A 26,843-nucleotide genomic window follows, 5' to 3' on the forward strand; every position below is an offset into this window, starting at 1 on the left:
CCGTCATGAAACTGCTCGGCGACGACTGCTGGTGGGCGCCGGCCTGGATGAAACGTGTCCAGGAGAAAATCGGGCTCGGCGAACCTATCCTGGACGATGAACGCCCGGGCACCGAGGATATGCACGAGCCGATCGAGACCACACCGATCACGCTGCCGCTCCCCACCGTCACCGCTGGACGATCGAACGGTTCGTAGTCGCCCCCACGAAAGGGAACGCCGCACGTCGCCTCGGGAGGTACGCTCACCGCCGGAAAGCCCGCGGACCCGATCGCCGAACCGGCGACCTGGTCAACCACCGGCCAACTGGACCGAAGGACGACCGCGATGTGCAGCTACCGTCTCGATGCCGAATACGCCGATCCGGCACCTTTGAAGGTGCGGATCGATACCCACGAGCGCTATTCGGAGCGTCCCGACGACCCCACCGCGAATGTGCTCACCGCGCTGGCACTCACCGGAACCGAACATCTAGCCGATATCGGCTGCGGCGACGCCCGATTCCTCGCCCACCTCGCCGGCAACGGTCACCGGGGTCCACTGGTCGGTATCGACACCTCCCCCGCGATGGTCGCCGCCGCCAATGCCGTACCCGGGGTGCGCGGCGTATTCGGTAGTGCCGACCGGATCCCGTTCGACGACAACAGCTTCGACGCTCTCACCGCGCGACATATGCTGTACCACCTCGCGAATCCGCTCGCCGCGCTCGAGGAATTCCGGCGCACGACCAAACCCGGCGGGACGGTTGCCGTGGTCGTCAATCATCCCGGAACCTACCCGTGCACCACCGAACTCGTGGCCGCGCATGCCGCGACCTACGGTCTCCGCGTGGGCGAGGCGATGACCGTCGACTCCGACACCTTGCCGGAGCTGATGTCCGAGGTTTTCGGCGAGGTGCGCATCCAGCGATCGGATAATGCGCTGGTCTTCGATACTCCGGATCCACTGGTGCGCTTCGCCCAAGCGCTGTTCACGTTCTACGGCGTCACGCCGAATCACCCACGACGGCAGGCAATTCTGAACGACCTGCGGGAGGACGTCGAGGATTGGTTCACCCACCATCCGGGGAAGATGTGGCGCGACCCCAAGGGGTACATCGTCGCCACGGCCGTCGTCGATCACCAGGGCAGCGCACCTTCGGCATCGACGTAGCTTCCGGTGGGGCCATCTGGGCCGAGCTGCGCCATGCGCACGATGATCTCGGCACCTTGCTCCACAGCCTGGGTGCCGGTATTCCCGTTGAGATCGGTCTTCGTGAAACCGGGCTCCACCGCATTGATCCGGATATTCGGGAACACCTTCGCGTATTGCACGGTGAGCATGTTGACCACCGTCTTCGACGCGGGATATGCGATGCCCGGGTAGGCGTATGCAGGAGTGCCCGGGGTCGAGACCCTGGTCAGCGATGCAAGACCGCTGCTGACATTGACCACGACCGGCGCCGCCGAGCGCTGCAGCAGCGGCAGGAAGGCGTGCAGGACGCGTACCGTGCCGAAGACGTTCGTGTCGAAGGTCTTTCGCATCACATCCGCGGTGAGGTCCGCGGCGCCGATGACGTCGTTCCGGTCGGTCATCTCTGCCTGGACACCGGCATTGTTGACCAGGACATCCAGACCGCCGTCGGCCTCGATGGTCTGCACCGCGGCCGCCACGGATGCATCGTCGGTGATATCGAGTTGGACAGCCCGCGCGCCCAATTCCTCGGCCGCCTGACGACCGCGTTCGGCATCCCGGCTGCCGAGGTAGACCGTGTGACCCGCCGCGACGAGTTGGCGGGCGGCCTCGAAGCCGAGGCCCTTGTTCGCTCCGGTGATCAGTATTGCTGACATGCCAGCAACGCTAGGTTTTAGAGCGCGCTCGAAGTCAAGAACCTTCCTGGTAACGCAACGAGTCCGGTTCCTCCTCTCCTCTTGGCGGGTTGTGGTTGTTGAGTGCTGGGCGTCGGTTCGTAGGTGATTTGTGGTGGGTTTGCAGAGGTGAGATTACATAAGTAGATGCGCATATCTACCTACCTGAATGTAATTTCAGGTCTTGCCGTTGCCTTCAACTCCTTCGCCATGGACTCCGGGCTTGGCGCCCAGGACGTCGACATGAACCGATTTTCCTGTGCCCCGGCTTGCTTCCCCACTGCACTACCCTGCGGACCCAATACCCCGCTCCCCCAGTCAGGTTCACCAGGGCAAGTGTTGCTGTTCAGGTCGGCGCACAACACCGATAACCGCATCCTCCCCGACACAAGACGACCGACCAGTTACTCTCGTCGCGTGGTCCCGCCCGCCCCGGTCTGCGCCGGAGGTCCACGAGCGCCCCTCACCTTCCAGGAAGCAGGAATTCGATGCGATCCCTGACCAGCCGCCGAACCTTGATCACACTGGCGGCCACCACCGCCGTAATGGCTTGTGGTCCAACGCCCGCGATGGCACAGCCCGCGCCTCCCGCGCAGGTGCAGCCGCTCGGTTCGGACTTTCTCTGGGGCGTGGCCGCATCGGGATATCAGTCCGAAGGCTATGCGCCGGATAGCAATTGGTCCCGGTACGTGGCGGCGGGCAAGACGGACGACCCCTATCTGGAGTCCGTCGACTTCTACCATCGCTACCGATCCGATATCGAACTGGCCGCGCAGCTCGGCGTCAAGGTCTATCGAATCGGGATCGAGTGGGCGCGCGTGCAGCCGCGGCCGGGCGAATGGGATGAGGCCGGACTTCGCTTCTACGACAACGTGATCGCCGCGATCACGGCGGCCGGTATGCGCCCGATGCTCACCATCGATCACTGGGTGTATCCGGGCTGGGAGGTCGACCGCGGCGGCTGGTCGAATCCGAATATTGTCGCGGACTGGCTCGCCAACGCGCACACCGTCGTCGACCGATACGCCGCGGCCGACCCGCTGTGGGTCACTTTCAACGAACCCGCGGCCTACATCATGAACGAGGCCTCGCACGGCGGCCTCTCCCCCGCCGACATTCCGGTGATGCAGGACCGAATCGCCCAGGCGCACAATTCCATCTACGACTACATCCACGCCGTGCAGCCGGGCGCGATGGTCACCAGCAACGTCGCCTACATTCCAGCTGGTGAGGATGCGATCAACGGCTCGTTCATCAATACGGTCGCCGCGAAACTCGACTACATCGGCATCGATTACTACTACGGCGCGTCCCCCGACACCGTGACCAAGCTGAGCTTCAGCCAGCTGTGGAACAACCCCTTGGAGCCTGAGGGCATTTACTATGCCCTGCAACACTATTCACGAAAATTCCCGGGCCGCCCGCTCTATATCGTCGAGAACGGCATGCCCACCGAAAATGGCATGCCCCGAGCCGACGGCTACACCCGCGCCGACGACCTCCGCGACACTGTCTACTGGCTGCAGCGCGCCAAGGCCGACGGTATGAACCTCATCGGCTACAACTACTGGAGCCTCACCGACAACTACGAATGGGGTTCCTACACACCACGTTTCGGCCTCTACACCGTCGACGTCCGCACCGACCCCACCCGCACCCGCAAGCCCACCGACGCCGTACCCGCCTACACCGCCATCACCCACCACGACGGCGTCACCCCCGACTACCGCCCGACCCGCGCCCCCAAACCCTGCTCCTTCGTCGACGCCGCCGCCAGCTGCGCCGACCCGGTCACCGTCCCCCGCTAGCCGGAGTGCGATCGTCGGCGAACCAGGGCCGTGCCCGCCACTTTCGTCCGCGGCGTGTTCGACCGGTGCCAGCGTGCCTGCGCGTGCAGCGATCGGAGGCTACTGATGGACGAGTTCAAGTTCGAGCAGGACCTCGTACGGGCACTGCTGCGGGAGCAGCATCCGGATCTGGCAGATCTCGAGCTCCGAGAGGTCGACGGGGGCTGGGATAACCAGCAATGGCGACTCGGGCAGGAGTTGGCCGTGCGCTTGCCCCGCACCGAGCGCGCGCCCGCTCTACTGCACACTGAGCAGACGTGGCTGCCGGTGTTGGCGAACCGTCTGCCGCTGCCAACGCCCACCCCGGTGCGTATCGGCAAACCTTCGAGCCTGTTCGAGCACACCTGGACGATCGCGCGCTGGGTCGAGGGTCAGCCGGCCGATCACACGCCGATCACACGCCTCGATGCGGCCGGGATTCTCGCGGAGTTCCTTGGGGCGCTGCACGTACAGGCGCCCGCCGACGCGCCGGCCAACCCTACGCGCGGCATCCCTCTGGCCGGATTGCAGGACGGGGTCGACATCGGGTTCGAGGTCATTGCCGACCGTGCGCTCGCTGATAGCGCGCGGGACGTCTGGGAGAAGGCCGTGGCAGCGCCCGTCTGGCAGGGCGCGCCGCTGTGGCTGCATGGTGACTTGCATCCGGCGAACGTGGTCGTCCGGGAGGGGATGCTCGCTGGGGTGATCGACTTCGGCGAGATGTGCGCGGGCGATCCCGCGACCGATCTTTCCGCCGCCTGGATCCTGTTGCCTGCCGGCGCAGCGAGCCGGTTCTTCAACGCCTATGGGCAGGCCGACCAAGCGATCATCGTCCGGGCCCGTGGCTGGGCTGTCCTGCGCGCCCTCGGCCTGATCCGGATCGGACAGAACGGGAGGCTTGGTCTGCCCGGAGGCAAACCGACCTGGGAACCAGCAGGCTACGCCACGCTCGAGCGGGTCCTGGCGGCGAACTGACCGAGTGGCAGCGCATCGAGGACGGTGCGGTCGACTGGCCCTCGTTCGCAAAATACCGGCTCATAGGCCGCAACGTGGTCGACTTGCCCCAGGGCGGGAACAGTTGCCCGTCGCTGGCGGACACCGTCCCGGTGCCGAACACCCTAGTGAGCGAATAGAACTGGACGTCGGGGTCGGCACCGTGGTGCCGACCCCGACCCCATCTCAGGACCCGGTGAACTGATCGCCGGAAATCGAGCGCGACTGCTCGCCGTTTACGCCGACGGGGATGTCGCCCTCGAGGGTGGTGCGGTAGAGCACGCGGGTGACATCGAGGTGGTTGAGGTCGCCCGGGGCCAGGTGGGCGGTGGCGCGGTTGTCCCAAAATGCCAGGCTGCCCTTTTCCCAACGGAATCGGACGGTGTAGGCCGGGTTCGAGAGTTCGTCGAACAGCAGCTGGAGTACCGCGTCGCTCTGGGCCGGGCTCAGCCCGACGATGTGGGTGGTGAAGCCGGGGTTGACGAAGAGCACCTTCTCGCCGGTCACCGGGTGCACGCGCACGACGGGATGTTCGGTCACCAGCGGGGCATTGGCGACCTTCTTGGCGTAGTCGCTTTCCTCGTTCCAGACCGGACGGCTGCCGCCGAACCGGTGCACCGCCCGCAGCCCCTCGACGAAGTTGCGCAGCGACTCGGGCAGGTTCGCGTAGGCTGCGGCGAGATTCGTCCAGCTGGTGTCCCCACCGCGCTCCGGGGCGATCTCGGCCCGCAGCAGCGACGCGGCGGGCGGGTTGATCAGTGCGGAGACATCGGTGTGCCAGTGGTTGGTGTAGGTGAATTTCTTGATGCCGAAACGCTTTTCGTAGAGTCGACTGTCGACGGCCAGAATTTCGGGGAACTCGGTCGGCGCGTCATCGTCGTAGGGATGTGAGGGCGTGACGGCACCGAATCGCCGAGAGAAGGCGATGTGTTCTGCGTGACCGATGTGCTGGTCGCGGAAGAACAGCACCTTGTATTCGTAGAGGGCCGCGGTGATGTCGGCAACCTCCTGATCGGTGAGTTCGGCCCGCAGGTCGACGCCCGCGATCTCGGCGCCGATATGTCCGGCGACGGGTGTGATCCGGAGGGTGGTGGTCGTGGGCTCGCTGACAGTGGTCATAGTCGTACTTTCTTCGGCGATGGTTGGGGATGGTCGGCGGAGCACGGGCGACAACCGCTGCTGCCCATTCGCATGAAGTCGACGGCGCGGCGCCTGGTCAGTCGGGGACTCATGCGCCGAGTTCGGTTCGTACCTGGGCGAATTGGCTTTCCACCGGTGCCAGCCCGTAGTGCCCACGCAGGGTCGTCGCGGTGTAGTCGGTGCGGAACAGGCCGCGCTCCTGCAGGATCGGGACCACCCGGTCCACGAAGTCCTCGAGACCGCCCGGCAGATACGGCGGCATGATGTTGAAGCCGTCGGCGGCGCCGTTCTCGAACCAGGACTGCAGTTCGTCGGCGATATCGGTGGGTGTGCCGGCGAAGGTCCGGTGCCCGCGCCCGCCGCCCAGTTTGCCGATGAGTTGGCGCACCGTGAGGTTCTCGCGCTCGGCGAGTTCCTTGACCAGTGTGAATCTGCTCTTTCCGCCCTCGATTTCGCTCTCCGCGGGCAGCGGTGGCAGTGGTGCGTCGAGTGCGTGTTCGGTGAGATCGACGCCGAGCAGCGCGGACAGTTGCCGCAGGGCGTAATCCGGTGAGATGAGGTCGGTGAATTCCTGTTCGAGGGCGAGTGCTTCTTCACGGGTGTCGGCGATGAACGGCACCAGACCGGGCAGCACCTTCAGTTCATCGGCCGAGCGACCGTACCTCGGCAGGCGCGCCTTCAGATCCCGATAGAACGCCTGCCCTTCCGCGAGCGAGCGCTGCGCGGTGAACACGGCCTCGGCGTACCGCGCGGCGAAATCCTTACCGCTCTCCGACGATCCGGCCTGCACCAGCAGTGGCCGCCCCTGTGGGCTGCGCGGTGAATTCAGCGGGCCGCGCACCCGGAACCGATCGCTGGCGTAGTCGATGGTGTGCACTTTGTCCGGGTCGGCGAAGACGCCCTCGTCCGGATCGAGCACGATCGCCGAGGACTCCCAGCTGTCCCAGAGCCGCACGGTGACATCCACGAACTCCTGTGCCCGCTCGTAGCGCCTGGCATGTTCGGGAATGGCGTCGAAGCCGAAGTTGAAGGCCTCGTCCTCGTTGCCCGAGGTGACGATATTCCAGCCCGCCCGACCACTGCTGATGTGATCGAGTGAGGCGAATTTGCGGGCCAAATTGAACGGTTCGTTGTAGGTGGTCGACGCCGTCGCGATGAGCCCGACCCGTTCGGTCGCCGCAGCGATCGCGGCAAGCAAGGTGATCGGCTCGAATACGGCGAGGGTATTGCGCTTGATCCGCGGTCCGATCGCCAACCCGTCGGCGAAGAAGACCGAGTCGAGTTTGCCGCGTTCGGCGATCCGGCCGAGCTCCTGGAAGTGCCGCACATCCAGTACCCGGCGCTCCTCGGTCCGGGGGTGCCGCCAGGCCGCCTCGTGATGTCCGACGCCCATCAGGAAGGCATTGAGGTGGAATTGCTTGCGGGGTAACGACATCGGAGTCCTTAACGGGAGGGCTCGGCGCGCCACCGGGACAGGCGGCGTTCGAGAGCGACGAGTAGGCCGTTGAAACTCAGCCCGAGCAGCGAGATGGCGATGATGCCCGCATACATATTCGGGATCTGGAAGTTCTGTTGGGCCGCGGTGATCAGATAGCCGAGTCCGGCACGGGCGCCGACCATTTCGGCGGCGATGAGCACCAGGATCGAGGACGCGGCCGCCATTCGCACGCCGGTGAAGATCGATGGCACCGCAGCGGGCAGGATCACCTTCTGGAACAGCCGAATCGGCGAGAAGCCGAGCGAAACGGCGGATTTGATCAGCAGCGGGTCCACGGTGCGCACACCGGTGATGGTGTTCAACAGGATCGGGAAGAAGCTCGCGTACACCACGAGCGCGATCTTGGAGGTCTCCCCGATGCCCAGGATCAGGATGAACACGGGCAACAGCGCCAGTGCCGCGGTGTTGCGGAACAACTCGAGGATCGGGTTCAAGAAGTCGGCCACCGGTCGGTACCAGGCGATGGCGACACCGACCGGAATGGCCACGGCGAGCGCGAGCGAAAATCCGGTCGCCGACCGGGTAAGGCTCGTCGAGACGTGCTCCCACATCTCACCGCTCTGCACCAGATCGATGAAGGCCTGCGCGACGGTCGAAAACGGCGGCAGAAAGACCTCGTCCACCAAACCGAGCCGCGGCGCCGCCTCCCATATCGCGACCAGCAGGGCGATGGCGAAGGTGGGCTTGAAGATTCGCCACGCCAGCAGCGCGACCGTCCGCACTACCCGCGACACGTCGGCTTTCTGTGTCGGCGCGGACTCGGCCGGGCTGCGGACGACAACCGGCCGTGACTTCTCGATGACTTGCACAGCGCTAGACATGAACCGGCTTCCTCTCGATGCTCGTGGCCGACAGCGACTCGCGTTCGAGTCCCTGCGCCCGGGTGACTTCGCTCTGCAACTGCGACCAGATCTGGTGTCGTGCCTCCCGGAAGGGTTCGCTGGAGCGCACATCCGCACCGGAGATCCGGTCGATATCGATATCGATCACCGCCTTGACTCGCCCAGGACGTGAGGTCAGCACGGCGACTCGCTGACCGAGGTAGACGGCCTCGTCGATGCCGTGGGTGATGAACAGAATCGTCTTACCGGTGGCCCGCCAGATCCGTAACAGCTCGTCCTGCAACGACTCCCGGGTCTGGGCGTCGAGTGCGGCAAACGGCTCATCCATCAACAGCACCTCCGGATCGAAGGCGAGGCTGCGAGCGATGGCGACTCGCTGTTTCATGCCGCCGGACAGCTCATGTGGATATCGGTCGCCGAATCCGGCCAGACCCACCAGTTCCAGGTATTCGTCGGCGATCTTCCGGCGTTCCCGACGCCGGATACCCTTCGCCTCCAAACCGAATTCGATATTTGTCCGGGCGGTGCGCCACGGGAGCAGCGCGTACTGCTGGAAGACAATGCCGCGATCCAGACCGGGCCCGCTGATCGGCTTGCCGTCCAACAGGATTCGCCCGGCACTCGGCTTGCTCAGCCCGCCGAGCAGATCGAGCAGCGTCGACTTCCCGGAACCGCTCGGGCCTACGAGAACCAGGAACTCGCCATCGCGCAATTCCAGCGAAATATCCTCGATAGCGGTGAACTCCTCGTTCGACCCACGGACCGGGAACTGTTTGCGCACTCCGGTGAGTGCGAGTTTCACCTGACTCATTTCGACGCGACCACCTCTCCGGTCGGCCCGGTGGTCGGACCGTAGGTCCCGTTGGCGTACGGGTTGTCCTTGTTGGTGTACAAATCCTTCGCGGACAGCTTTCCCGCGGGCACATCACCGTTGCGTTCCAGCCAATCGATCCAGATCTGCAGTTCCTTTTCCGCGATCACGCCACCGGGAACAGGAAGGCCCGGGCTGCGCCAGAACTTCAGCAGATCGGTGTTCTCATTGCGTCCACGCTTATTGATGATCGAGGCGAAACGCGCCACCACCTCGTCGCGCGGGGTCACCTGCAGCCAGCGGATCGCCCGCGCGGTGCCCTGGACGAAGTCCTTGACGGCCTCCGGGTTCTGGGCGATGTAGTCCTTGCGGAAAACATAAGTGCCGTAGTCGAATTGACCGAACAGGTCCTTGTCTGTGTAGAGCGCATGGATGCCGCCACGCCCGACCGCGCTCTCCCGGAAGACTCCGCCCAGCGCACCGACATCGATCTGCCCCTTGCGCAGGGCATCCTCGGTATTGGCCGGTGGCACCACGATCAGCTCGACCTGCTTGATCTCCTGGTCGGTCAGTCCCTGCTGATGCAGCCATTCCCGGGTGATGAATTCATGGTGTGCGCCGAGGGTATTGATGCCCACCTTCTTGCCGATCAGATCCCGAGGCGATTTGATGCCCGAATCGTCACGGACGAAGTAACCGGTGAACGACAGCTCATCCGCGCCGTAGGAGCTGAGAACCGACGTCACCGGAGCGCCGCCCGCGGCCAACTTGACGACCGCGCCGTTGAAGGCGCTGCCGAACTCGATCTGGCGGGTCGCGGCGGCCTGGATATTCGCCGGTCCGCTGGTGGTGTCACCCTCCCAGTGCAGCGCGATCTTGCTGAAGTAGCCGAGATCGTCCGCCAGTTCGTAGGGCGAGACCTGACCGGTCGAGCCCTGGTAGCGCAGTACGGCCTTGCCGTCGGCATTGGTGCCCGGCTCGGATTTGCCGCAGCCGGCGAGCACCGCGACCGCGGTGGAAATGGTGAGTACGGCGGCCACCGCACGGACGAACCGTGGCCTGGTTTTCTGGGACAGCGTCATGGAAGTTCTTTCACGGAATGCGCACTGCCGCAGCGCAATAGGGCACGCCACAACGGCAGGTAAGCGCGGAGGATTACCTGATCGACTGATGCGGCGACCCGATTTCGGCGACCGCGGATTCAGGCGCGACAGACTCCATGTGGCAGGCGCATGAAATCCACCGTGCGACGGCGGATCAGCGCAATGGATTCGATCATGTCAACGACCTTCGTGGGATTCGGATAGAAGCGGCGACCCCGCGGCTTTGTGTCCATGGTGGGGTCGCCCGCCATGGACGACAATGCCGATTTCACATTGTGAAAATCACCGTGAGTACAACTCCGCCGGCGCGTCGGTGATGGCGGCGGTGGACTGGAACAGTGGCCCGATCCGGCCCGCGATCTGCCGCATAGCAGGCACGATGCCGCGCACCAGCTCCTCGTTCAGCCGCGCCGAGCGGGCCTGCACACCGAGCGCACCCCACACCTGCTTATCGGGGCCGAGGATCGGCACCGCCACCGAGCGGACCGGATCCTCGCGCGCGATGATCTCCACGGCGAAACCGCTGCGCCGCACGCGATCCAGATCTGTCAGCGGCGCAGGCCGTCGATCGAGTCCGTCGACAACGGGCGAGAAGGCCAGCAGGGCCTGGCCGACGGCGCTGGAGCGCAGCGGCTGGCGGGCCTGCGGCAACTGGTTGGGGCAGAAGTACACCGGCGGCCGCGCCTGGAAGACCGTGACCGCGTCCCGCTCGTCGGCGACGCTCAGGCTGACGGTGATCTTGATGCCTGCGGCCAGCGCGTAGAGGTGGGGTGCGGCAGCGTCGATGCCCAACCGCGACAGCGCGGGTCGGGCCAGCGAGGCGAGCCCGTGTCCGATGCGATAGCGATCGGTCGCCGGATCCTGCTCCAGCAACCGGCCCCGCACCAATGCCTGGGCCAGCCGATATGTCGTGCTGACCGGAAATCCAGCACGATGCGCCAATTCGCTCACCGACAGCTCGGGATCATCGCCCTCGAAGCAGTTCAGTACGTGAATCGCGCGGTCGACCGCTTGGGCACCCGAACGGGGTTGATCGGCGGCAGTCATGGTTCCTCCTGATATTTCTACCGATCGGGATGTGGCCAGAACTATCACCGGGTAATCCGAGCACGGCAATGGTTCTGCGCCCGCTGCGCCGATTCCTCGCCCAGGAATGTCGGTAGCGTCAAAATCGCGCTGATTCGAAGGGTTCTGCGATCGCGGCGACGTGCACAGAATTGAATTCCCCGCGCTGACCCCGCATTCCGCCGCCGATTGCCGCTTTCGCAATCCCGACGTATCAGGAGCAGACGCATGAGTGAACTCTGGCAGACCAGCACCGATGTACTGGTGATCGGCGGCGGTCCGGCCGCCGCATGGGCGGCCATCCACGCACGGGAGGCCGGCGCGGAGGTGACCCTGGTAGACAAGGGCTACTGCGGAACCAGCGGCGCGACAGCACCTTCCGGGACCGGCGTTTGGTATGTCGCCCCGGAGGCAACCGCCCGTGCCAATGCCAAGGCCAGCAGGGAGGCTCTCGGCGGCCATCTCGCCGATCACTATTGGATGGATCGGGTCCTCGATCAGACCTACACCAACATGAATCGGCTTGCCGTGGAAGGCAAGTACCCGTTTCCGACCGACCCGGCGACCGGTGAGCAGCTGCGCACCGGGGTGCAGGGCCCGGAGTACATGCGCCGGATGCGCGCGTGGGTCAAGCGGCTCGGCGTCCGGATCCTCGACCATTCACCGGCTCTCGAACTGCTCGTCGACGATGCGGGCACGGTCCGCGGCGCGTGCGGATACCAGCGTCAACTCGACCGCGACTACCGCATCGCGGCGGGTGCGGTGGTGCTGGCCAGCGGCGGGTGTGCATTCCTGTCGCGCGCGTTGGGCACCAATGTCGATACCGGTGACGGCGCGCTGATGGCCGCCGAGGTGGGCGCGCGCTTCTCCGGGATGGAATTCTCCAATGCCTACGCGATCGTGCCGAAGGGCTCGACCATCACCAAGACCGCCTACTACGGCTACGCGACGTTCTTCCACGAGGACGGACAGGTACTCGAGGGCGCGGGATCCACGAAAGGCCGATCGGTGATCGCCCGAACCCTGTTGTCGGAGAAGGTTTTCGCCCAACTCGACCGCGCCGACCGGACGGTGCAGACGCAGATGCGGCTCGGGCAGCCCAACTTCTTTCTGCAGTTCGATCGGCGCGGTATCAATCCGTTCACCGATCGTTTCGAGGTCGATCTGCTCGCCGAGGGCACGGTGCGCGGCACCGGCGGTATCGATATCGTGGACGACGACTGCGCGACCACGGTGCCCGGTCTGTTCGCGGCGGGCGATGCGGCGACCCGGGAACGCATCTGCGGTGGTTTCACCGGTGGCGGCAGCCACAATTCGGCATGGGCGATGTCGTCGGGGAGTTGGGCCGGTGCGGGGGCGGCACGGTTCGCGCTCGGCTCGTCTCGGCCGGACGATGCCGCTCTGCGCGGCGCGGGACGAACCGGCTTGCGGCCCAGCGACTCCCCCACGCTCGATGCCGCCGAGGTTGTCGAGGCAGCGCAGGCCGAGCTGATTCCGTTCCAGAAGAATTACCTGCGCCATGGCGAGCGACTGCGGCCCGCACTCGATGCACTCGACACGATCTGGGAGCGCGCAGGTAAGGAGCTCGGTGGCCGCACCGGTGACGATCGCATCCGGGCCAGGCAGGCCGCCGCCATCACCGCGGTCGGTCGGCTCATGTACGAATCGACTTTGGCGCGCACCGAGACTCGCGGCATGAGCAAGCGCGCAGACCATCCGGAACAGGACCCGGCGCAGCGCCATCACATTCTGTCCGGCGGCCTCGACGCTGTGTGGACCAAGACCACCGAGGTCGCATTATGATCGAGGTCGTACTCGCCGAGGCCTGCATCGGCTGCGATAAATGTGTGGACGCCTGCCCCACCAATGTATTCGACCGCACCGAATCCGGAATCCCGGTCATCGCAAGGCAATCCGACTGCCAGACCTGCTTCATGTGCGAGGCCTACTGCCCGACCGACGCCCTCTATGTCGACCCCGAATCGACCCCACTGCCTCCCGGCAGCCCGATCGCCCAGGATCAGATCGGCCGCTACCGCGAGAAGATCGGCTGGGGCAAGGGGCGCACCGCGGGCAGCCTGCTCGCCATCGGTCCCCGGCTCCCCCACGGCGCGCCTCCGCCCCGCCTGCGGCACTAACCGCGGTAGCCGAGTTGTTCGAGGAGACCGTCGAGTTGGAGTTCGAATAGTTCGGCGCGGTCGGTGAAGGTGTCGGTGCCGTACTGATCGAAGACGTCGAAGGTTACGGCGCCGAACAGGCCGACCCACATGGTGATGCCGCGTGCGACGAGCCAGTCCGGTAGGTCGTGGTCGAATGCGGCTCTGATATCCGCGAAATTGGCTGCGAGCGCGGAGGATAACCCGCGCTCCTTGACCGGAGCGGTGAGCATGCCTTCGCGGTAGGCGCGGGCGAAAAGGGTTTGCATTGTCGCGATGACCCGCGTACCGGGGACGGTGGTCTCCTCGGCGGGGGCATCGTAGCCCGGCACCGGTGTGCCGAATAAAAGTCCGTAGCGGGCCGGTTCCGCCAGTGCCCAACCGCGGACAGTACGGCCGACGATGCGCAGGCCCTCGATCGGATCGTCGGAGGCATCGGCCAGCGCCGCATCGACCGCGTCGCCGAGTGCGTTGTAGCCGTCGATCACGAGCAGTGTGAGCAGTTCGTCCCGGCTGCGGACGTAGCGGTATACCGCCGACGACACCACACCGAGATCGCGGGCGACCGCGCGCAGCGAGAGGGCTGCCGCGCCATCGGTGGCCAGATGTTCGCGGCCGATCCGGACGATATCGTTCATGGTCTGGGCCCTGGCACGGGCACGTGGTGTCGTCGCCATACCGATCACCATGCGCGCTCCAGAGAGCGATGTCAACTAATGTGAGCACTGCTCTTGACTTTGGTTCGCGGCGATTGCATGCTTGTACACAACCGAGAGCACCGCTCACCAAAGTAGACAAGGACTCACCATGTCGGAGTTGCACATCGTCACCGGAGCCGGGCCCACCGGAACCACCATCGCCGAGCAATTGGCCGCGGCGGGCAAACAGGTCCGGGTACTCACTCGCTCCGGGAGCGGTCCCGATCATCCGCTCGTCGAGCGGCGCAAGATCAATGCGACACTGCCCGAACAGCTTTCGGGCGAGTTCGATGGCGCGACGGCCGTCTACCACTGCCTCGGAGGCTCGGAATACACGGCGAAGGCCTGGCGCGCGGAGCTGCCGCCGGCCGAGCGCACCGTACTCGATGAGGCCGAAAAGGCCGGCACTGTAGTGGTTTTCGCGGAAAACATCTATTCCTACGGCAAGGTCGACGGTCCGATCACCGAAACCCTGCCCCGCAACGCCGATTTCGGCAAACCCAGCGTCCGCACACAGCTGGTGCGCGCTCGTGAGGCACACGCCGCCGCGACGGTGAGCGTCGCCGCCGCGGACTTCCTCGGCCCGTATGTGCGGGCATCGCTGGCCGGGGAGCAGGTCTTCGTCCCGATCCTCACCGGCCAGCGAATGCAGGCATTGGGCAAACTGAACCTGCCGCACTCCTACACCTATATGCCCGACCTCGCCGCCGCCATGATCCGCGCGGCCGCCGAGGAATCGGTCTGGAATTCCTTCCTGCACGCCCCGACCGCGCCGCCGATCACCCAGCAGCAACTCTTCGACGCGATCGCCGCCGCCGCGGGTGTCGCGGCCCCCAAGGTCTTCGCGGCACCTGCCGCCCTGCTGCGCATGATGGGCTTCACCAATGAGACGATGCGCGAACTCGCCGAGATGAGTTACCAGGTCACGCGGCCGTTCGTGCTGGACTCGTCCGCCAGCGAGCAACGCCTCGGCCTGCATCCGACGCCGATCGACGAGGCCATCGCGGCCACTGTCGCCTGGTGGCAGACCCAGCTCTGAGCTTTTGCTACTCGGTAGTAATGTTACCGGTGTCACTGGCGACACGGATCGAGGAGCACCACATGGACCAGCGAGAAACGGATTTCGACGTACTCGTGGTCGGTTCGGGATTCGGCGGCAGCGTCACGGCGCTGCGGCTGATCGAGAAGGGCTACCGGGTCGGTGTGCTCGAGGCCGGTCGGCGCTATGCCGATGACGAGCTGCCCGAAACCAGCTGGGACCTGCGCAAATTCCTGTGGGCGCCCAAGCTCGGCTGCTACGGCATCCAGCGCATCCACCCGCTGCGCAACGTGTTGATCCTCGGCGGTGCGGGCGTCGGCGGCGGTTCGCTCAATTACGCCAATACGCTCTATGTGCCACCGGAGCCGTTCTTCCAGGACCAGCAGTGGCGCGATATCACCGACTGGCGCGCCGAGCTCACCCCGTACTACGAGCGCGCGAAGAAGATGCTCGGCGTGGTGCAGAACCCGCATCTGACACCGGCGGACGAGGTGTTCAAGAAGGTCGCCGACGATATGGGCTGCGGCGAAACCTTCGTGCAGACCCCGGTCGGCGTCTTCTTCGGCGAGCCGGGAAAGACCGTCGCGGATCCGTACTTCGGCGGTGTCGGACCGGACCGGACCGGCTGCCTCGAATGCGGTGAATGCATGACCGGCTGCCGCCACGGCGCGAAGAACACCCTGGTGAAGAATTACCTGTACCTCGCGGAAAAGGCCGGCGCGCAGGTGATTCCGATGACGACGGTGACCTCGATCCATCCGCTGCCCGATGGCACCTGGGATATCTCGACCGAACGCACCGGCGCCTGGTTCCGCAAGCGCCCGCAGACCTACACCGCGGGCCAAGTCGTACTCGCCGCAGGGACCCTCGGCACCCAGAAGTTGTTGCACGCTATGCGGGATCGGGGCGTGCTCCCCGAATTGTCCGACCGACTCGGCCAACTCACACGCACCAACTCCGAATCCATTGTGGGCGCGGCGACCCGCAAGGTTAATCCGGACGTCGACTTCACCCGTGGTGTCGCGATCACGTCATCGATCCACCCGACCCACGACACCCATATCGAGCCGGTGCGCTACGGCAAGGGCTCGAATGCGATGGGGCTGATGCAGACCCTGATGGTCGACGGCGGCGGCCGGATACCGCGCTGGCTGCGCTTCCTCGGCCAGGTGGTGCGAAACCCGTTCACACTCATCAGTTTCCTGAGCGTGAAGAACTGGAGTGAGCGCACCATCATCTCGCTGGTGATGCAGCACCTCGACAATTCGATCACCACCTACACCAAGCGCACCCTGTTCGGCCGCAAGCTCACCAGCAAACAGGGCCACGGCGAACCCAATCCGACCTGGATTCCGGCGGGCAACGAGGTCACCCGCAAGGTCGCGGAGGAAATCGGCGGCGTCGCGGGCGGCAGCTGGGGCGAAGTCTTCAATATCCCGCTCACCGCCCACTTCCTCGGCGGCGCACCCATCGGCGCGGACCGCGCCACCGGCGTAATCGACGCCTACCACCGAGTTTTCGGCTACCCGACCCTCAGCGTCGTCGACGGCGCCGCCGTCTCCGCGAACCTCGGTGTCAACCCGTCGCTCACCATCACCGCCCAAGCCGAACGCTGCGCCGCCTACTGGCCCAACAAGGGTGAACAGGACCTGCGTCCGCCGCAAGGCGTTGCCTACCAACAGATCCAGCCCATCGCCCCCGATAAGCCCGTCGTCCCCGCCGACGCCCCGGCCGCCCTGGTCCTCCCGATCGTCGAAATCCGTACCCACAAATCCGCCGCCAGCTGATCGCGGGCTTTCCATCTGCCCGATCGGCTGACACCCAGTGCGGAATCGGTTGCACGCCCGGCACCCCGCCGTCGAGCCGGACCCCTCTGCGGACGGCACCTCTTCAAGGGCGGGGTGTCCAACCGAGCGGCAGCGATGGATGGCTCAGGGACGTTCGTGGACGCGGATCGAACACCTCGCAGGCTTCAGGCCGCCATTCCGGCGCGGCGGGACAAAACGGGCGCCGCGCATATCGATTGAGACGCGGCCGAGAGGCTACTTTGGGGCAATCGCCCGTTTTCGCGCGGCCACACTTCTCGTTTCGGACGGCCACCCGGTGGCGGGAAGTAGGTCTGATGCGCACTGAATCGATGGCGCTCGTTTAGGGTGTGGGGGCGGCTTGCCCGCATCGTCAGTAATGCGTGAACAGCGGTACGTTCCGTGGTTGGTTCCACCGAATCGAAAGGCGCTGCATGACAGAGGACTTGACGCAACTTGAACTGCTGACAGAGCTGGAACCGGTTGTCGGTGCCAACATCGACCGGCATCTGGCCACGGTCAAGGACTGGTATCCGCACGATTATGTGCCCTGGGACGAGAGCCGCAACTTTGCAGCAATGGGCGGGCAGGATTGGGATCCCGAGCAGTCACGGCTCTCGGAAGTCGCCAAAGTCGCGATGATCACGAATCTGCTCACCGAAGACAATTTGCCGTCCTACCACCGCGTGATCTCCGACAACTTCACCAACGACGGCGCGTGGGGCACCTGGGTCGGCCGCTGGACCGCCGAGGAAAACCGCCACGCCATCGCCATGCGCGACTACCTCGTATGCACCCGCGCTGTCGATCCCGTCGCCCTGGAGAACGACCGGATGGTGCATTTGACGCGCGGCGTCCACGCGCCGGAGAACTTCGGTGGTGTGCTCGATCAAGTCGCATACGTGACTTTCCAGGAGTTGGCTACCCGAATCAGCCACCGAACCACCGCACGAGTCTGCGACGACCCGATCGCCGATCGGATGTTGCAACGCATCGCAGCCGACGAGAATCTGCACATGATGTTCTATCGCAACATCACCGGCGCCGCCTTCGACATCGCACCTGACCAGACGATGGAATCGGTGACCAAGATCCTGAAAACGTTTTCCATGCCTGGCACCGGAATGCCGAACTGGCGTCGCAATGGCGTGTTGATGGTCAAGCACGGGATCTACGACCTGCGTCAGCATCTGGACGAGGTCGTATTGCCGGTCCTGCGAATCTGGAAAGTCTTCAACCGCACGGACTTCACCGCACGCGGCGAACGCAGCCGCGAAGAACTCGGCGAGTACCTCGAGAAACTCACTCTCGACGTCATCAAGTTCGAAGAACAGCGCGACCGCATCCTTGCCCGCGAGGCGGCACGCGTCGGGTAGTGCCCCCTGAATGTCACAGTCGCGCACGAACACTCATGCGACTGTGACATCCAGGCCATTGCCTATCAGGTCGTGCCCGCACCGACGGGTGCGACGCCAGCGACAGTCGAACTCCCCATCGGCTACCCCGGCAGTGAACGCATCCCACGCGCCAGGGGTGAAGACCGAGGCTGGACCGGTCGGGTTCACGATCGTCGAAATCCGTACCGATAGGCCTGCCGCCAGCTGAGGGTCGTCCCTGTCATCGCCCAACCGATTCGGCGGCGACTACCAATACTTGGTGCAACACCTGCGCGGGCGGTACGGCTTGCTTAGTCATCACCACTTCGGTGAACGCCTCGGCCAGTGCCGCGGCGGGCTCGAACCGGCCGCGGTGGAAACTGCGCCCACTCAATCGCGAACGCCATGCGCGGAATCCGGACACCGTGCGACTCAGCGAACCGCGCTCCTCTGAAGCCAGTAGTGGAAGGTACGCGGTAACAAGAGCACGGTGGGCCGCCACACGCGCACGAAATCCGCCCGCCACATCCAACGCGCCGCCGAGCTCGCGCACAATCGACGAATACACCGGCCGCTGCGCGCAACCCCGGGCGAGCATGCCGCCCCGTTCGGCCCCGGCGATAGTCTGCGCCAAATACTCCGGATCGGTCGCCGCCCACAGCCCGAGCACAATCCGTGCGGTGAACAGCACCGGCCCGTCAGGTCCCGGGTCCGAATCCCATTCCAGTCGAGTCAGTTCCCCGTCCGGGAGTTCGTCGATGCCGATGGCGCGCAGGTCGATCTTCGGGTATTCCGGCAGCACGTCGTCCACCGCGGCTACCAACTGTGTCAGCACATCGTCGCCGACACCAGGGCTTTCGAAGCCGAACGCCCGCACTCCGTGCCGCTCGGCCAGTTCCCGGGCGAGCCGGGCCGCGAGAGACTCTGGCGAATCGCCTGCCTTGGACTTGTCGGATTTCCGTTCCGAAACAGGCGGTTTCGCAACGGGCCTGCCGGGCATCCGCGGCGCACTCGACTCGGAACCGGGCGCGGAAACCTTCGGCGGACCGCCGGATCCGCCTTTGGACCACGGTGTTGTGCTCGGCGCGGCGGTGCTCGACTTGTTCGCCACTGCGGCGGCCGCCGCAGCACGAGCTTCGGCCCGCGCCCGCTCCCGCGCGGCCTCGGCTTGCCGCGCCGCATCGATGCCGGAGACAGCCTGGTCACCCGAGCGGGACGGGCCACCTGCGCTGGGACGAGCACCAGAGCCGGGCACGTTGGCGTCGGTCGGGTTCACTCCCCGCTCATCCCGAGCGGATCGTCCCGGCTGCTGCGAGCCGGATGACGAGGCCCCGGTCGGCACCGCCGTTCCGGTAGGAGTCGGTGTCGGTGTCGTCGCCACTTCGTTGGCATGCGGTGCACCGTTCGCGGTCTCCGCGTCGATGGCCGATGGTCGGGTCGGCGGCGGCATGGTCGTCGCACCCGTCCTTAGTTGCGGAACCAGAGTTCCATTCGTCGACAGCTGGGGTACCACTTCGTTCGAGGTCTGGTTTGCGAGGTTGTTGATCAACTTGGCGTTGTCCAGGTCCAGGGACTCGAAGTTGGCCGCCAGTTGACGCAGATCGGAGCCCGACTGTTGGAGCACCTGCACGAGGCTGTCCAGATCGGACATCGTCCGCTGTCTTTCCGGCAGATACGAATCGGCGAATGCACGCCCTGCGTCGTCGTCCCCCCATGGCTCGCCTTCATGGGCCAAGGTGTCGCGCAGTTGTTTCACGGCCTTCAGCACATCCGCGCCGATGTGATCGAAGTGCGGCGCGAGATCCCGCAGCCGATCCCCATCGGCCGAAAACCGCTCGCCCACACCGTACTCCTTACCCCCGATTCGCCATTGTCGGTCAGCCGAGGCGCACGCGCTTACCACGGATGGGAATTCGCCCTGCCATCTGTGAACCGTGACAGCGATGCAATCGCAATACATTCCCAATACTGGTAAGGATTAGGCCCGAACGGACTGCGCAACAATCGTTGCATGTGCTGGAAGGAGTAAGGCTGCAGATGGCGGATGTGAGCACTCTGCTGGCCGAACTGCCCGGCTTCGCCCGCGAGCTGGTCCTCGGACACTGGCCGAAAACCGAAGTCGAACCGATGCGTCGCTGCGGCGATGCCCATATGCAGCTGTGCCAGGCGCTGAACACTTCGGCCGACCGGTACGACGCCGAAGCGGGAAAGGCCGAGGCCGCGGTCGAAGGCGATAGCCGTGCCGGGCTGGCCACGCGGCATCGTGCGGTCGCCAAGGTCATGCGCGACCAAGCCGCCGTCCATCAGAGTTTCGGCCAGCAGTTCTACGACACGGCCAACTCCACGCTGTCGACCCAACACCTGTTGATCGTCGCGGGCATGACCCTCGCCGCACAGGTCTCTTACGATGCACTCCTGTTCTTCCAGGGAGGCGGGTTCAAGGCCCTCGCCGACCGAGTCGAAGCCGAAGCCGCCATGCGCGCCGCCGCCCGAGAACTACCGCTCGCGGTCGGCGAAAGGGTCGCGGCGGGCACCGCTCAGCGCGTCGCCCTGCACGGTGCCATTCACGCCGCCAAGATCGGGGCGGTGTTCGGCGCGATTACCAGTGCCGGCGCCCAAGCTTGGGACCTCATCGACGGCAACCGCAAGGCATTCGATGTGGGCGCATTCCTCGAACAAGTGGCGGGTGGCGCACTCGGTGGCGCTGTCGGCGCGGAAGTCGGCCGTCGCATCGCCCCGAGTGTGCTCGGCAAACTCACCGGCACAAGCAACCTCGCCCGCCTTACCTCCCACATCGGCGGCACGATGATCATCGGCGGGGCAGGCGGGCTCACCGGTGGGATCGCGGGCGCGATCCCGGCACTCGTGCTGCACCACGAAGACATCCACAGCCTCGGCGACCTGTTCAAAGCCGTCCGCGACTCTGCCATCACCGGATTCGGCGGCGGTTTCGTCGGCGCGGCGTCCGGCTCGTTGCGCGTACACAAAGCAGGAGCCGAAGCGCATCAGTCGGCGACACATCAACGCGAATTCAGTACCCGCATCGACGAACTATTGCGCTCGGGCCGACCGCCGCGCATCGAGCGCGTCACCCGCGCCGGTACCCCCGATAGACCGCCGGAGACCGTCGAGCACTTCACCTTCCACGACGGCACCCGTGTCATCCACACGATCGTCGACAATCCACAGCAAGTCATCCAAGCAGCCGGAGCTCGCACGTCGTCCCGCGCCCCCGCCATACATGTGGTCGGCAACCACTTGTTCACGGAGGTGGCACCGGGAAGATCCGTCGAGGGCAACGCGAGCCACACTCAGACCGACAGGAACCGGCAACGGGCCACACAGCCGTCGCAGACGGTGGAGGGCAACCGCGGACAGCCGCCGGAACGCGGTGCATTCGTCTCGGCGCGCGGCGACCGGCCCGTTCCGCTCGGGGAGGGTCCGCACGCAGTCGGATCCCGCATGCCGGGGAGTGGGAGACCCACGGGTGACGGAGTAGGCCTTCCGTGGAGCCACGGCTCCGAGCAGCCCCGAGTACCGGAACCTGTCGCGAGGGCGCACAGCGACCTCGGCGAACCACCGGTACCGGGCCACTCCGATTCCCCTGGCAACACCGGCGGCGAACACGCGCCAGGCGAGAGTTCCGTCGATGTGGCCACCGCGCGACACGAAGAGCCGGACGGCGAGAACGGGAGCGAGCCGCAACCACCGCGTGAGCCGGATCCGTTCGACGATTTTGCCGATGAGATCGCGCTTCGACTCATCGCAGGCCATGCGGCGGGAGGCAATAGCGACAACATCCCCCCGCCGGACCCGCCCGAGGGGATGAACTTCGAGGACGGCGATCCGCCGAACGAGTCCGACCGCGAACTCGCCGCACACGCGCTGTCACGGCTCCCGGGCGCCGACGATAACAATGCGGGATCGGCGGGCGAGCTGTTACGACCACTCGACCGCTCGGCGTATCTGGACGGCGAGGTCAGCCCGGAAGATTTCGCCGCGCACGGACAGGCCCAGGCCATGAACAACTTGGCCTGGTGGCGCGGCCTGTCCGACGACTCGATTCCGGAAGGCCTGCGTGCGCAGATTGCACAGGAGCGCTTCGAGGGCTCCGGCTTCGGGTTGAGTAGACTCCAACGCGCCCTGCTGCGCACCCATCCCGAGTTACTCACCAGCGCTCTCGGCATTCCCGACGACGTCAGCAACCAGGCGTCCTTACGTGTTCTGAACGCGCGCATGCGGGCACTCATCGACAAGGCCGCCAGCGGTAGCAATTTCACCGGGAACGAGCTCCTGGAGTACTTCCGGACCCCATCCCTGATCGACTGCATCACTATGGATATCGACGGGGCACCGCACTACCTGCGGGATCTCGATCCGGTCACCGGCGAAGCGGCGTTCGTCTTCGGGAACGCGGCCACTGCGGCCAAGCGAATCTACGTCGTGACGCCGATACATCCGCATACCTTCACGGTGGACTATCACGCGAACTGGAAGACAGCCAAACGGCTCTACCAGGAAATGCAGCGGATGCAGCCGGGCGCCGATGTGGCCGTCGTGGGCTGGGTGCGCGGCACCGGTTCCGACAGCGCCGCGGGCGATGCCCTCCGCGGGCCGCTGCTACGACGCGACATCGCCGTCGGGAACGCCATTTACCAGCAGCACCGCGGAGTAGATCCCGATCTTGCCGCCGCGGGCATCGAACTCGATGCCGTCGCCGGCCACGATGTGATCACGTTCGACCACGCTCGGCCGCGGCATACGCGGCACTCGGCGAGGACGGCCTACACACCATTTACACAATCAATCCGGCCGAGTCGCACGGGCCAGCGGCACCACCGCAAGACGTGTCGATGTACACCACCTACTCGCGGAAGGAGGACCCTCCCGAGACCCTGGCTGTACACGGCGGACAGCGACTCGCCGCGGTCGATGGCACCTACCATCCGGCCGACCCGAAGGCCGGCGAACCGAACCCGCTACTGCGCTTGATGGCCCGAGTCGGCCTCGGCCGCGACGTCTCCAGGTATGTCCCAGAGTTGTCCGATCATTTCGGGAACCTCGCACCCGACGGCCAGAACCTACCCAGGGGCAACCGAACACTCGTCGAACTCGGTGCAGACGACGTATTCCGAGTTCCTGATGGTCCCATTGCCTGGACGGCGCTCGAAGGCAGCGTCGGCGGACGGCTGGTGCCGGTCGCGGAGGTAGGAGCGGGCCGATCCGATCCGATGGGTCAACTCATCGGCGATCTGCGTGCGGGCGTCGCACGCGACGACCACGGTGCCGTCCTCTCGGGCGCGAAAGCCGATACCTACACCGTCGTGCTGGACAACGGCACAGCCGCCTACCGGATCGAAATGACGAAAGTGGGCGAGGACGTCATCGTATTCGACCCGCTCGTGGGCGGTCCGCTGGAAGTCGGTCGCTGGCAGGAACTCCGGCTTCACCCGGCGATCGACAAAGCCTGGGTAATCGCGCACGGCATCGACGAAGACGGCGTGCTCCGGCCGATCGACAGCACCATGCACGATCCCAAGGTCGCGCACCCCGCAATGCCGTCGCATCTCATCGGCAGCGAAGGCGTCCATGCACCGTATGCCGAACGTGTCCCCGGAAAGCTGACCGTCTCATTCGGGATCGTCAGCCGAACATTCCCGACGTCCACCGGGGGTGAGGTGCTGATCGGCCGAAGCGCCGCTGGCTCCTCGATACTCGAGAACTTCAGCAGTGTGTCCCGCAATCATGCCAGGGTGGGGGTGCTCCGAGACGGCAGGATATGGATCGCCGACAGCGGTTCCCGCTACGGCACATTCGTCAATGGCGAGCGACTGGCACCGGACGAGATACGGGTGGTCGGGCCGAACGACAGGGTCCGTCTTGGCCGCGATTTCCAAACGTCGATCAGTTTTCTGCCCGAACGGCCGCTGCCGGAATCACATTCGCCCGTCGAGCCGGTCGTACCGCCTAAGCCAGCCGAACCACCGCAGCCGCCCGCCGAACCGCCACGACCGGTCGAACCACCACCGATGACAGCCGAACCACCGCGGCCGACACTCGGGTTCGGCGACACCGGCGATCCGATCCAGCTGGCTCCGGGCGAGATGATCAAACTCGGGCGCGCGGGCGATCCGCGGCTGCCGTCCGCTTTGCGGGAGAACCCCTACGTCTCCAGCAATCACGCCTATATCTGGATCGACGCCGATCACCGCGGCTGGATCCGGGACATCGGCTCCACCAACGGCACTTACGTCAACGGCGAACGGATCCCCCGGGGCGTGGACGTGCCGGTGCAGGACGGCGACAGGCTTCTCCTCGGCCATACTTATGAGACGGAGCTACGTCTGCCGCATCCGGCGGTCGAGATGCCCGCAGCGCCGCACACAGCACTCGTCCGGTCTTCGAACGACGACGGCCCGCCCCTGCGGCTGGATCCGGGTACCGAATTGGTTCTCGGACGGCAAGACAGCCCGCTCGCGGCGCGGCTCGAAACATTTACCGAGGTCTCGCGCAAGCACGCGACCATCGGTATGGACGAGGACGGCCAAGTGTGGATCCGCGACGAGAACTCCACCAATGGCACCTTCATCAACGGCGAACGAATTCCCAAGGGCAAAAAGGTGCCCCTGACAGGCGAAGTCCGGATAGGTCTCGGCTCCGAATACGAACTCACCGCCAACTTCGGCCGCCCCGGGACTGCACGACCTCCGAAATAGATTGCGGAGCAGCTGAATTGGGCAAACGATCACCTTGGATGCCCCGAGCACTCGGCAGAACGCCTGGATATCCCATAACCCGGATTCGGTCCGCCTGCCCGTCCGGTTTCCAAGCACTGCAGCGTCGTCGCCCCTCGTTCGATGAGTTCGGCGGTTGCCGCGATTGTCATGCCGGCTTGCCGGCGCAGGCCGCGCAAGTAGCGGCCATCCCTAACGCCCGATGAAGATCCCTCACCCAGCCCTGAGTACGTAGGAACGAATAGACCGGCCCGCAGGCTGCCGGGCGGGTCCATACGGTTGATCGCGTCAGTTGCGGACGATCAGGACCGCGGCCGCAACGACCAGGGCCAGCACGATGGCGGCAATGCCGAAGACGAGGCGGTGGTTGCGCAGAGCCGGGATCACGCGGTCGACGGCGTAGCGACCCGGACCGGTGAGGGCGAGCGATGCGGCGGCCAGGGTGAGGAGCAGTTCGTACTCGATGCCCTTCGGGGCGAAGAAGCCGCCGCCCCATTTGACGGCGATCGCATTGAGCAGGGTTCCGACCAGTGCCGCCGCGGCGAGCGGAGTGAGCAGGCCGATGGCGAGGGCGAGTCCGCCGAGGGTTTCACTCAGGCCCGCAACCACGGCCATCGCCTTGCCCGACGGGTACCCGCTCATCGTGAAGAATGCGCCGGTGCCATCGAGGCCGCCGCCGTTGAACCAGCCGAACAATTTCTGCGCGCCGTGTGCGGCCATGGTGAATCCGACGGCCAGCCGAAGAACAAGTAGACCGAGATCGTAAGTGTGTGTGGGCGTTGCGGTTTCGGTGTTCGCAGCGGGGGCGGTGATGGTCGCGGTCATGGGATGCCTTTCGTTGTCGGGTGGATCAACCGAGTTGTATGGAGCGCCGGGCCATGCCCAGCCAGAAGCCGTCGATTACGGTGCGTTGGTTTGTGAAATCGTCGGCGCCTGCACCGAGGGCGACGAACAGCGGTGCGAAATGGTCGGTGCGCGGATGCGCGAGATGTGCCGCGGGGGCCTTGTTTTCGAAGTCGAGCAGAGCGTCGAGATCGTGGGCGGCGAGGGTTTCGCGGCCCCAATCGTCGAATTCTGCCGTGAAGTCGTAGACGTGCTCGTCATCGGTGGTGATGGCGCGCAGGTTGTGGGTGAAGAAACCGCTGCCGACGATCAGCACGCCCTCGTCACGCAGCGGCGCGAGCCGACGGCCCAATTCCATCAGCCGCTGCGGGTCCAGCGTCGGCATCGACAGCTGCAATACCGGGACATCGGCGTCGGGATACATCTCCTTCAGCGGCACGTAGGCCCCGTGGTCCAGCCCGCGATCCGGTACATCGACGACACCGCCGCCGAGCAGTTTGCGCACCGCGGCCGCCAGTTCCGGCGCGCCCGGTGCGGCATATCGCACGTGGTAGTAGCGCTCCGGAAAGCCGCCGAAGTCATAGACCAGCGGCACCGTCGTGGTGGCGCCGAGCGCGATCGGCGCGGCCTCCCAGTGCGCGGAAATCATCAGAATCGCCGTGGGACGCGGCAATTCGCGCGACCATGCGGCCAGCTCACCGGGCCACCGCGGGTGATCGGCCAGCGGCGGTGCACCGTGTGAGAGGTAGAGCACCGGCATCTGTCCGGCCATCGCAGCCCTCCATCCAACTAGTTCAAATTTGAACGCAAACCGACTATAGCCCGTTGTTCAAATTTGAACAACCTCGGTAGGATGGCTGTCGTGGCTGACGCGAAATGGCTGAACGAGCGGGAGATGCGCACCTGGCAGGGTTTCCTGGCGGCAGGGGCGCTCGTCGGCCGACAGGTCGAACAGCACCTCAAACAGGAGGGGCTCTCCCATACCCAGTACGAGGTCCTGGTCCGCCTCGCCGCGGCACCCGCGGGCCAACTCCGCATGACCGAATTGGCCGATGCCCTCTACACCTC

Annotated in this window: 25 protein-coding genes; 12 read left to right on the forward strand and 13 right to left on the reverse strand. The window is 65.4% G+C overall.

The genetic code is table 11. The features are described from left to right. Both ON44_RS24520 and ON44_RS24525 read left to right on the forward strand, forming a co-directional pair. A partial coding sequence (locus ON44_RS24520) for a hypothetical protein (protein WP_040694160.1) occupies positions 1–197 on the forward strand: 197 nt, incomplete at its 5' end. Between the two features lie 129 nt (positions 198–326). Next, on the forward strand, positions 327–1,151 hold the full coding sequence (locus tag ON44_RS24525) for a class I SAM-dependent methyltransferase (RefSeq protein ID WP_040694161.1): 825 nt from the start codon (positions 327–329) through the stop codon (positions 1,149–1,151). Here the strand turns inward: ON44_RS24525 and ON44_RS24530 are convergent. After that, positions 1,118–1,828, reverse strand: a complete 711-nt coding sequence (locus tag ON44_RS24530; protein ID WP_040694162.1) for an SDR family oxidoreductase — start codon at positions 1,826–1,828, stop codon at positions 1,118–1,120. The two genes, ON44_RS24525 and ON44_RS24530, sit on opposite strands and share 34 nt — an antisense overlap. A 506-nt stretch (positions 1,829–2,334) precedes the next feature. Between ON44_RS24530 and ON44_RS24535 the strand changes: the two genes are divergently transcribed. Together ON44_RS24535 and ON44_RS24540 are read left to right on the forward strand one after the other, a co-directional pair. Continuing rightward, positions 2,335–3,654, forward strand: coding sequence for a family 1 glycosylhydrolase (locus ON44_RS24535; protein WP_040694165.1), 1,320 nt, complete (start codon positions 2,335–2,337; stop codon positions 3,652–3,654). Between the two features lie 105 nt (positions 3,655–3,759). After that, positions 3,760–4,647, forward strand: coding sequence for an aminoglycoside phosphotransferase family protein (locus ON44_RS24540; protein ID WP_040694167.1), 888 nt, complete (start codon positions 3,760–3,762; stop codon positions 4,645–4,647). 204 nt (positions 4,648–4,851) lie between these two features. On the opposite strand, the gene ON44_RS24545 is transcribed toward ON44_RS24540, so the two are convergent. The 6 genes from ON44_RS24545 to ON44_RS24570 form a co-directional block, all read right to left on the reverse strand. Further along, the gene (locus tag ON44_RS24545; protein WP_040694169.1) at positions 4,852–5,784 is read right to left on the reverse strand and encodes a TauD/TfdA dioxygenase family protein; all 933 of its coding nucleotides are present in this window, start codon (positions 5,782–5,784) and stop codon (positions 4,852–4,854) included. A 109-nt stretch (positions 5,785–5,893) separates the two neighbouring features. After that, entirely contained in the window at positions 5,894–7,240 is a 1,347-nt protein-coding gene (locus ON44_RS24550; RefSeq protein ID WP_040694170.1) for an LLM class flavin-dependent oxidoreductase, read from the reverse strand. Between the two features lie 8 nt (positions 7,241–7,248). Then, positions 7,249–8,124, reverse strand: a complete 876-nt coding sequence (locus ON44_RS24555) for an ABC transporter permease (protein ID WP_040694172.1) — start codon at positions 8,122–8,124, stop codon at positions 7,249–7,251. Then, positions 8,117–8,956 (reverse strand): ABC transporter ATP-binding protein, encoded by an 840-nt coding sequence (locus ON44_RS24560; protein ID WP_040694175.1) that lies wholly within the window; start codon positions 8,954–8,956, stop codon positions 8,117–8,119. The genes ON44_RS24555 and ON44_RS24560 overlap by 8 nt, the downstream gene beginning before the upstream one ends. Then, the gene (locus ON44_RS24565; protein ID WP_040694178.1) at positions 8,953–10,038 is read right to left on the reverse strand and encodes an ABC transporter substrate-binding protein; all 1,086 of its coding nucleotides are present in this window, start codon (positions 10,036–10,038) and stop codon (positions 8,953–8,955) included. Before ON44_RS24565 ends, ON44_RS24560 begins: the two co-directional genes overlap by 4 nt. Positions 10,039–10,341: 303 nt before the next feature. Continuing rightward, the gene (locus tag ON44_RS24570) at positions 10,342–11,106 is read right to left on the reverse strand and encodes an IclR family transcriptional regulator (protein WP_040694181.1); all 765 of its coding nucleotides are present in this window, start codon (positions 11,104–11,106) and stop codon (positions 10,342–10,344) included. A gap of 246 nt (positions 11,107–11,352) precedes the next feature. Here ON44_RS24570 and ON44_RS24575 point away from each other — a divergent pair, with 246 nt between their 5' ends. Beyond that, a complete protein-coding gene (locus ON44_RS24575) occupies positions 11,353–12,927 on the forward strand; it encodes an FAD-dependent oxidoreductase (RefSeq protein ID WP_040694183.1) in 1,575 nt (524 codons plus the stop codon). Then, positions 12,924–13,262 carry a 4Fe-4S dicluster domain-containing protein gene (locus ON44_RS24580; RefSeq protein ID WP_040694186.1) on the forward strand — a complete coding sequence of 113 codons (339 nt, stop codon included), beginning with the start codon at positions 12,924–12,926 and terminating at the stop codon, positions 13,260–13,262. Before ON44_RS24575 ends, ON44_RS24580 begins: the two co-directional genes overlap by 4 nt. Here ON44_RS24580 and ON44_RS24585 read toward each other — a convergent pair. Further along, positions 13,259–13,957 (reverse strand): TetR/AcrR family transcriptional regulator, encoded by a 699-nt coding sequence (locus tag ON44_RS24585; protein ID WP_040694203.1) that lies wholly within the window; start codon positions 13,955–13,957, stop codon positions 13,259–13,261. The genes ON44_RS24580 and ON44_RS24585 overlap by 4 nt on opposite strands. Before the next feature lie 130 nt (positions 13,958–14,087). On the opposite strand from ON44_RS24585, the gene ON44_RS24590 reads away from it, so the two are divergent. The 3 genes from ON44_RS24590 to ON44_RS24600 all read left to right on the forward strand — a co-directional run bounded on the left by ON44_RS24590 (position 14,088) and on the right by ON44_RS24600 (position 18,198). Next, on the forward strand, positions 14,088–15,017 hold the full coding sequence (locus tag ON44_RS24590; RefSeq protein ID WP_040694189.1) for an NAD-dependent epimerase/dehydratase family protein: 930 nt from the start codon (positions 14,088–14,090) through the stop codon (positions 15,015–15,017). 62 nt (positions 15,018–15,079) lie between these two features. Next, the gene (locus tag ON44_RS24595) at positions 15,080–16,804 is read left to right on the forward strand and encodes a GMC oxidoreductase (RefSeq protein WP_040694192.1); all 1,725 of its coding nucleotides are present in this window, start codon (positions 15,080–15,082) and stop codon (positions 16,802–16,804) included. A 452-nt stretch (positions 16,805–17,256) separates the two neighbouring features. Next, positions 17,257–18,198 carry an acyl-ACP desaturase gene (locus ON44_RS24600; RefSeq protein WP_040694194.1) on the forward strand — a complete coding sequence of 314 codons (942 nt, stop codon included), beginning with the start codon at positions 17,257–17,259 and terminating at the stop codon, positions 18,196–18,198. A 33-nt stretch (positions 18,199–18,231) separates the two neighbouring features. Here ON44_RS24600 and ON44_RS54075 read toward each other — a convergent pair whose 3' ends face one another. Both ON44_RS54075 and ON44_RS24605 read right to left on the reverse strand, forming a co-directional pair. Beyond that, positions 18,232–18,450 carry a DUF397 domain-containing protein gene (locus tag ON44_RS54075; protein ID WP_169338095.1) on the reverse strand — a complete coding sequence of 73 codons (219 nt, stop codon included), beginning with the start codon at positions 18,448–18,450 and terminating at the stop codon, positions 18,232–18,234. Next, a complete protein-coding gene (locus ON44_RS24605) occupies positions 18,440–20,041 on the reverse strand; it encodes a WXG100 family type VII secretion target (RefSeq protein ID WP_040694195.1) in 1,602 nt (533 codons plus the stop codon). The genes ON44_RS54075 and ON44_RS24605 overlap by 11 nt, the downstream gene beginning before the upstream one ends. A 194-nt stretch (positions 20,042–20,235) precedes the next feature. On the opposite strand from ON44_RS24605, the gene ON44_RS51350 reads away from it, so the two are divergent. Beyond that, positions 20,236–23,190 carry a hypothetical protein gene (locus ON44_RS51350; RefSeq protein ID WP_040694197.1) on the forward strand — a complete coding sequence of 985 codons (2,955 nt, stop codon included), beginning with the start codon at positions 20,236–20,238 and terminating at the stop codon, positions 23,188–23,190. Further along, entirely contained in the window at positions 23,190–24,914 is a 1,725-nt protein-coding gene (locus ON44_RS48545; protein ID WP_169338096.1) for an FHA domain-containing protein, read from the forward strand. Before ON44_RS51350 ends, ON44_RS48545 begins: the two co-directional genes overlap by 1 nt. Positions 24,915–24,943: 29 nt before the next feature. Here ON44_RS48545 and ON44_RS53775 read toward each other — a convergent pair whose 3' ends face one another. The 3 genes from ON44_RS53775 to ON44_RS24620 are packed head-to-tail and all read right to left on the reverse strand — an operon-like array spanning position 24,944 to position 26,547. After that, positions 24,944–25,207, reverse strand: coding sequence for a helix-turn-helix domain-containing protein (locus ON44_RS53775; RefSeq protein WP_306306511.1), 264 nt, complete (start codon positions 25,205–25,207; stop codon positions 24,944–24,946). Between the two features lie 13 nt (positions 25,208–25,220). After that, positions 25,221–25,757: a DoxX family protein gene (locus ON44_RS24615; protein WP_040694199.1), complete on the reverse strand. Its 537-nt coding sequence runs from the start codon at positions 25,755–25,757 to the stop codon at positions 25,221–25,223. Positions 25,758–25,782: 25 nt separating this feature from the next. Next, positions 25,783–26,547, reverse strand: a complete 765-nt coding sequence (locus ON44_RS24620) for a dioxygenase family protein (protein ID WP_040694201.1) — start codon at positions 26,545–26,547, stop codon at positions 25,783–25,785. Between the two features lie 90 nt (positions 26,548–26,637). Here ON44_RS24620 and ON44_RS24625 point away from each other — a divergent pair. Then, a partial coding sequence (locus ON44_RS24625; protein WP_040694206.1) for a hypothetical protein occupies positions 26,638–26,843 on the forward strand: 206 nt, incomplete at its 3' end.

The organism is Nocardia vinacea NBRC 16497 (assembly GCF_000308835.1).
GTDB lineage: Bacteria > Actinomycetota > Actinomycetes > Mycobacteriales > Mycobacteriaceae > Nocardia > Nocardia vinacea.

Bases quoted from the DNA above. Each gene is read 5' to 3' on its own strand.
- ON44_RS24525 (WP_040694161.1), top strand. From the start codon at position 327: ATGTGCAGCTACCGTCTCGATGCCGAATACGCCGATCCGGCACCTTTG.
- ON44_RS24530 (WP_040694162.1), bottom strand. From the start codon at position 1,828: ATGTCAGCAATACTGATCACCGGAGCGAACAAGGGCCTCGGCTTCGAG.
- ON44_RS24535 (WP_040694165.1), top strand. From the start codon at position 2,335: ATGCGATCCCTGACCAGCCGCCGAACCTTGATCACACTGGCGGCCACC.
- ON44_RS24540 (WP_040694167.1), top strand. From the start codon at position 3,760: ATGGACGAGTTCAAGTTCGAGCAGGACCTCGTACGGGCACTGCTGCGG.
- ON44_RS24545 (WP_040694169.1), bottom strand. From the start codon at position 5,784: ATGACCACTGTCAGCGAGCCCACGACCACCACCCTCCGGATCACACCC.
- ON44_RS24550 (WP_040694170.1), bottom strand. From the start codon at position 7,240: ATGTCGTTACCCCGCAAGCAATTCCACCTCAATGCCTTCCTGATGGGC.
- ON44_RS24555 (WP_040694172.1), bottom strand. From the start codon at position 8,124: ATGTCTAGCGCTGTGCAAGTCATCGAGAAGTCACGGCCGGTTGTCGTC.
- ON44_RS24560 (WP_040694175.1), bottom strand. From the start codon at position 8,956: ATGAGTCAGGTGAAACTCGCACTCACCGGAGTGCGCAAACAGTTCCCG.
- ON44_RS24565 (WP_040694178.1), bottom strand. From the start codon at position 10,038: ATGACGCTGTCCCAGAAAACCAGGCCACGGTTCGTCCGTGCGGTGGCC.
- ON44_RS24570 (WP_040694181.1), bottom strand. From the start codon at position 11,106: ATGACTGCCGCCGATCAACCCCGTTCGGGTGCCCAAGCGGTCGACCGC.
- ON44_RS24575 (WP_040694183.1), top strand. From the start codon at position 11,353: ATGAGTGAACTCTGGCAGACCAGCACCGATGTACTGGTGATCGGCGGC.
- ON44_RS24580 (WP_040694186.1), top strand. From the start codon at position 12,924: ATGATCGAGGTCGTACTCGCCGAGGCCTGCATCGGCTGCGATAAATGT.
- ON44_RS24585 (WP_040694203.1), bottom strand. From the start codon at position 13,957: ATGGCGACGACACCACGTGCCCGTGCCAGGGCCCAGACCATGAACGAT.
- ON44_RS24590 (WP_040694189.1), top strand. From the start codon at position 14,088: ATGTCGGAGTTGCACATCGTCACCGGAGCCGGGCCCACCGGAACCACC.
- ON44_RS24595 (WP_040694192.1), top strand. From the start codon at position 15,080: ATGGACCAGCGAGAAACGGATTTCGACGTACTCGTGGTCGGTTCGGGA.
- ON44_RS24600 (WP_040694194.1), top strand. From the start codon at position 17,257: ATGACAGAGGACTTGACGCAACTTGAACTGCTGACAGAGCTGGAACCG.
- ON44_RS51350 (WP_040694197.1), top strand. From the start codon at position 20,236: ATGGCGGATGTGAGCACTCTGCTGGCCGAACTGCCCGGCTTCGCCCGC.
- ON44_RS48545 (WP_169338096.1), top strand. From the start codon at position 23,190: ATGGCCCGAGTCGGCCTCGGCCGCGACGTCTCCAGGTATGTCCCAGAG.
- ON44_RS53775 (WP_306306511.1), bottom strand. From the start codon at position 25,207: ATGGACCCGCCCGGCAGCCTGCGGGCCGGTCTATTCGTTCCTACGTAC.
- ON44_RS24615 (WP_040694199.1), bottom strand. From the start codon at position 25,757: ATGACCGCGACCATCACCGCCCCCGCTGCGAACACCGAAACCGCAACG.
- ON44_RS24620 (WP_040694201.1), bottom strand. From the start codon at position 26,547: ATGGCCGGACAGATGCCGGTGCTCTACCTCTCACACGGTGCACCGCCG.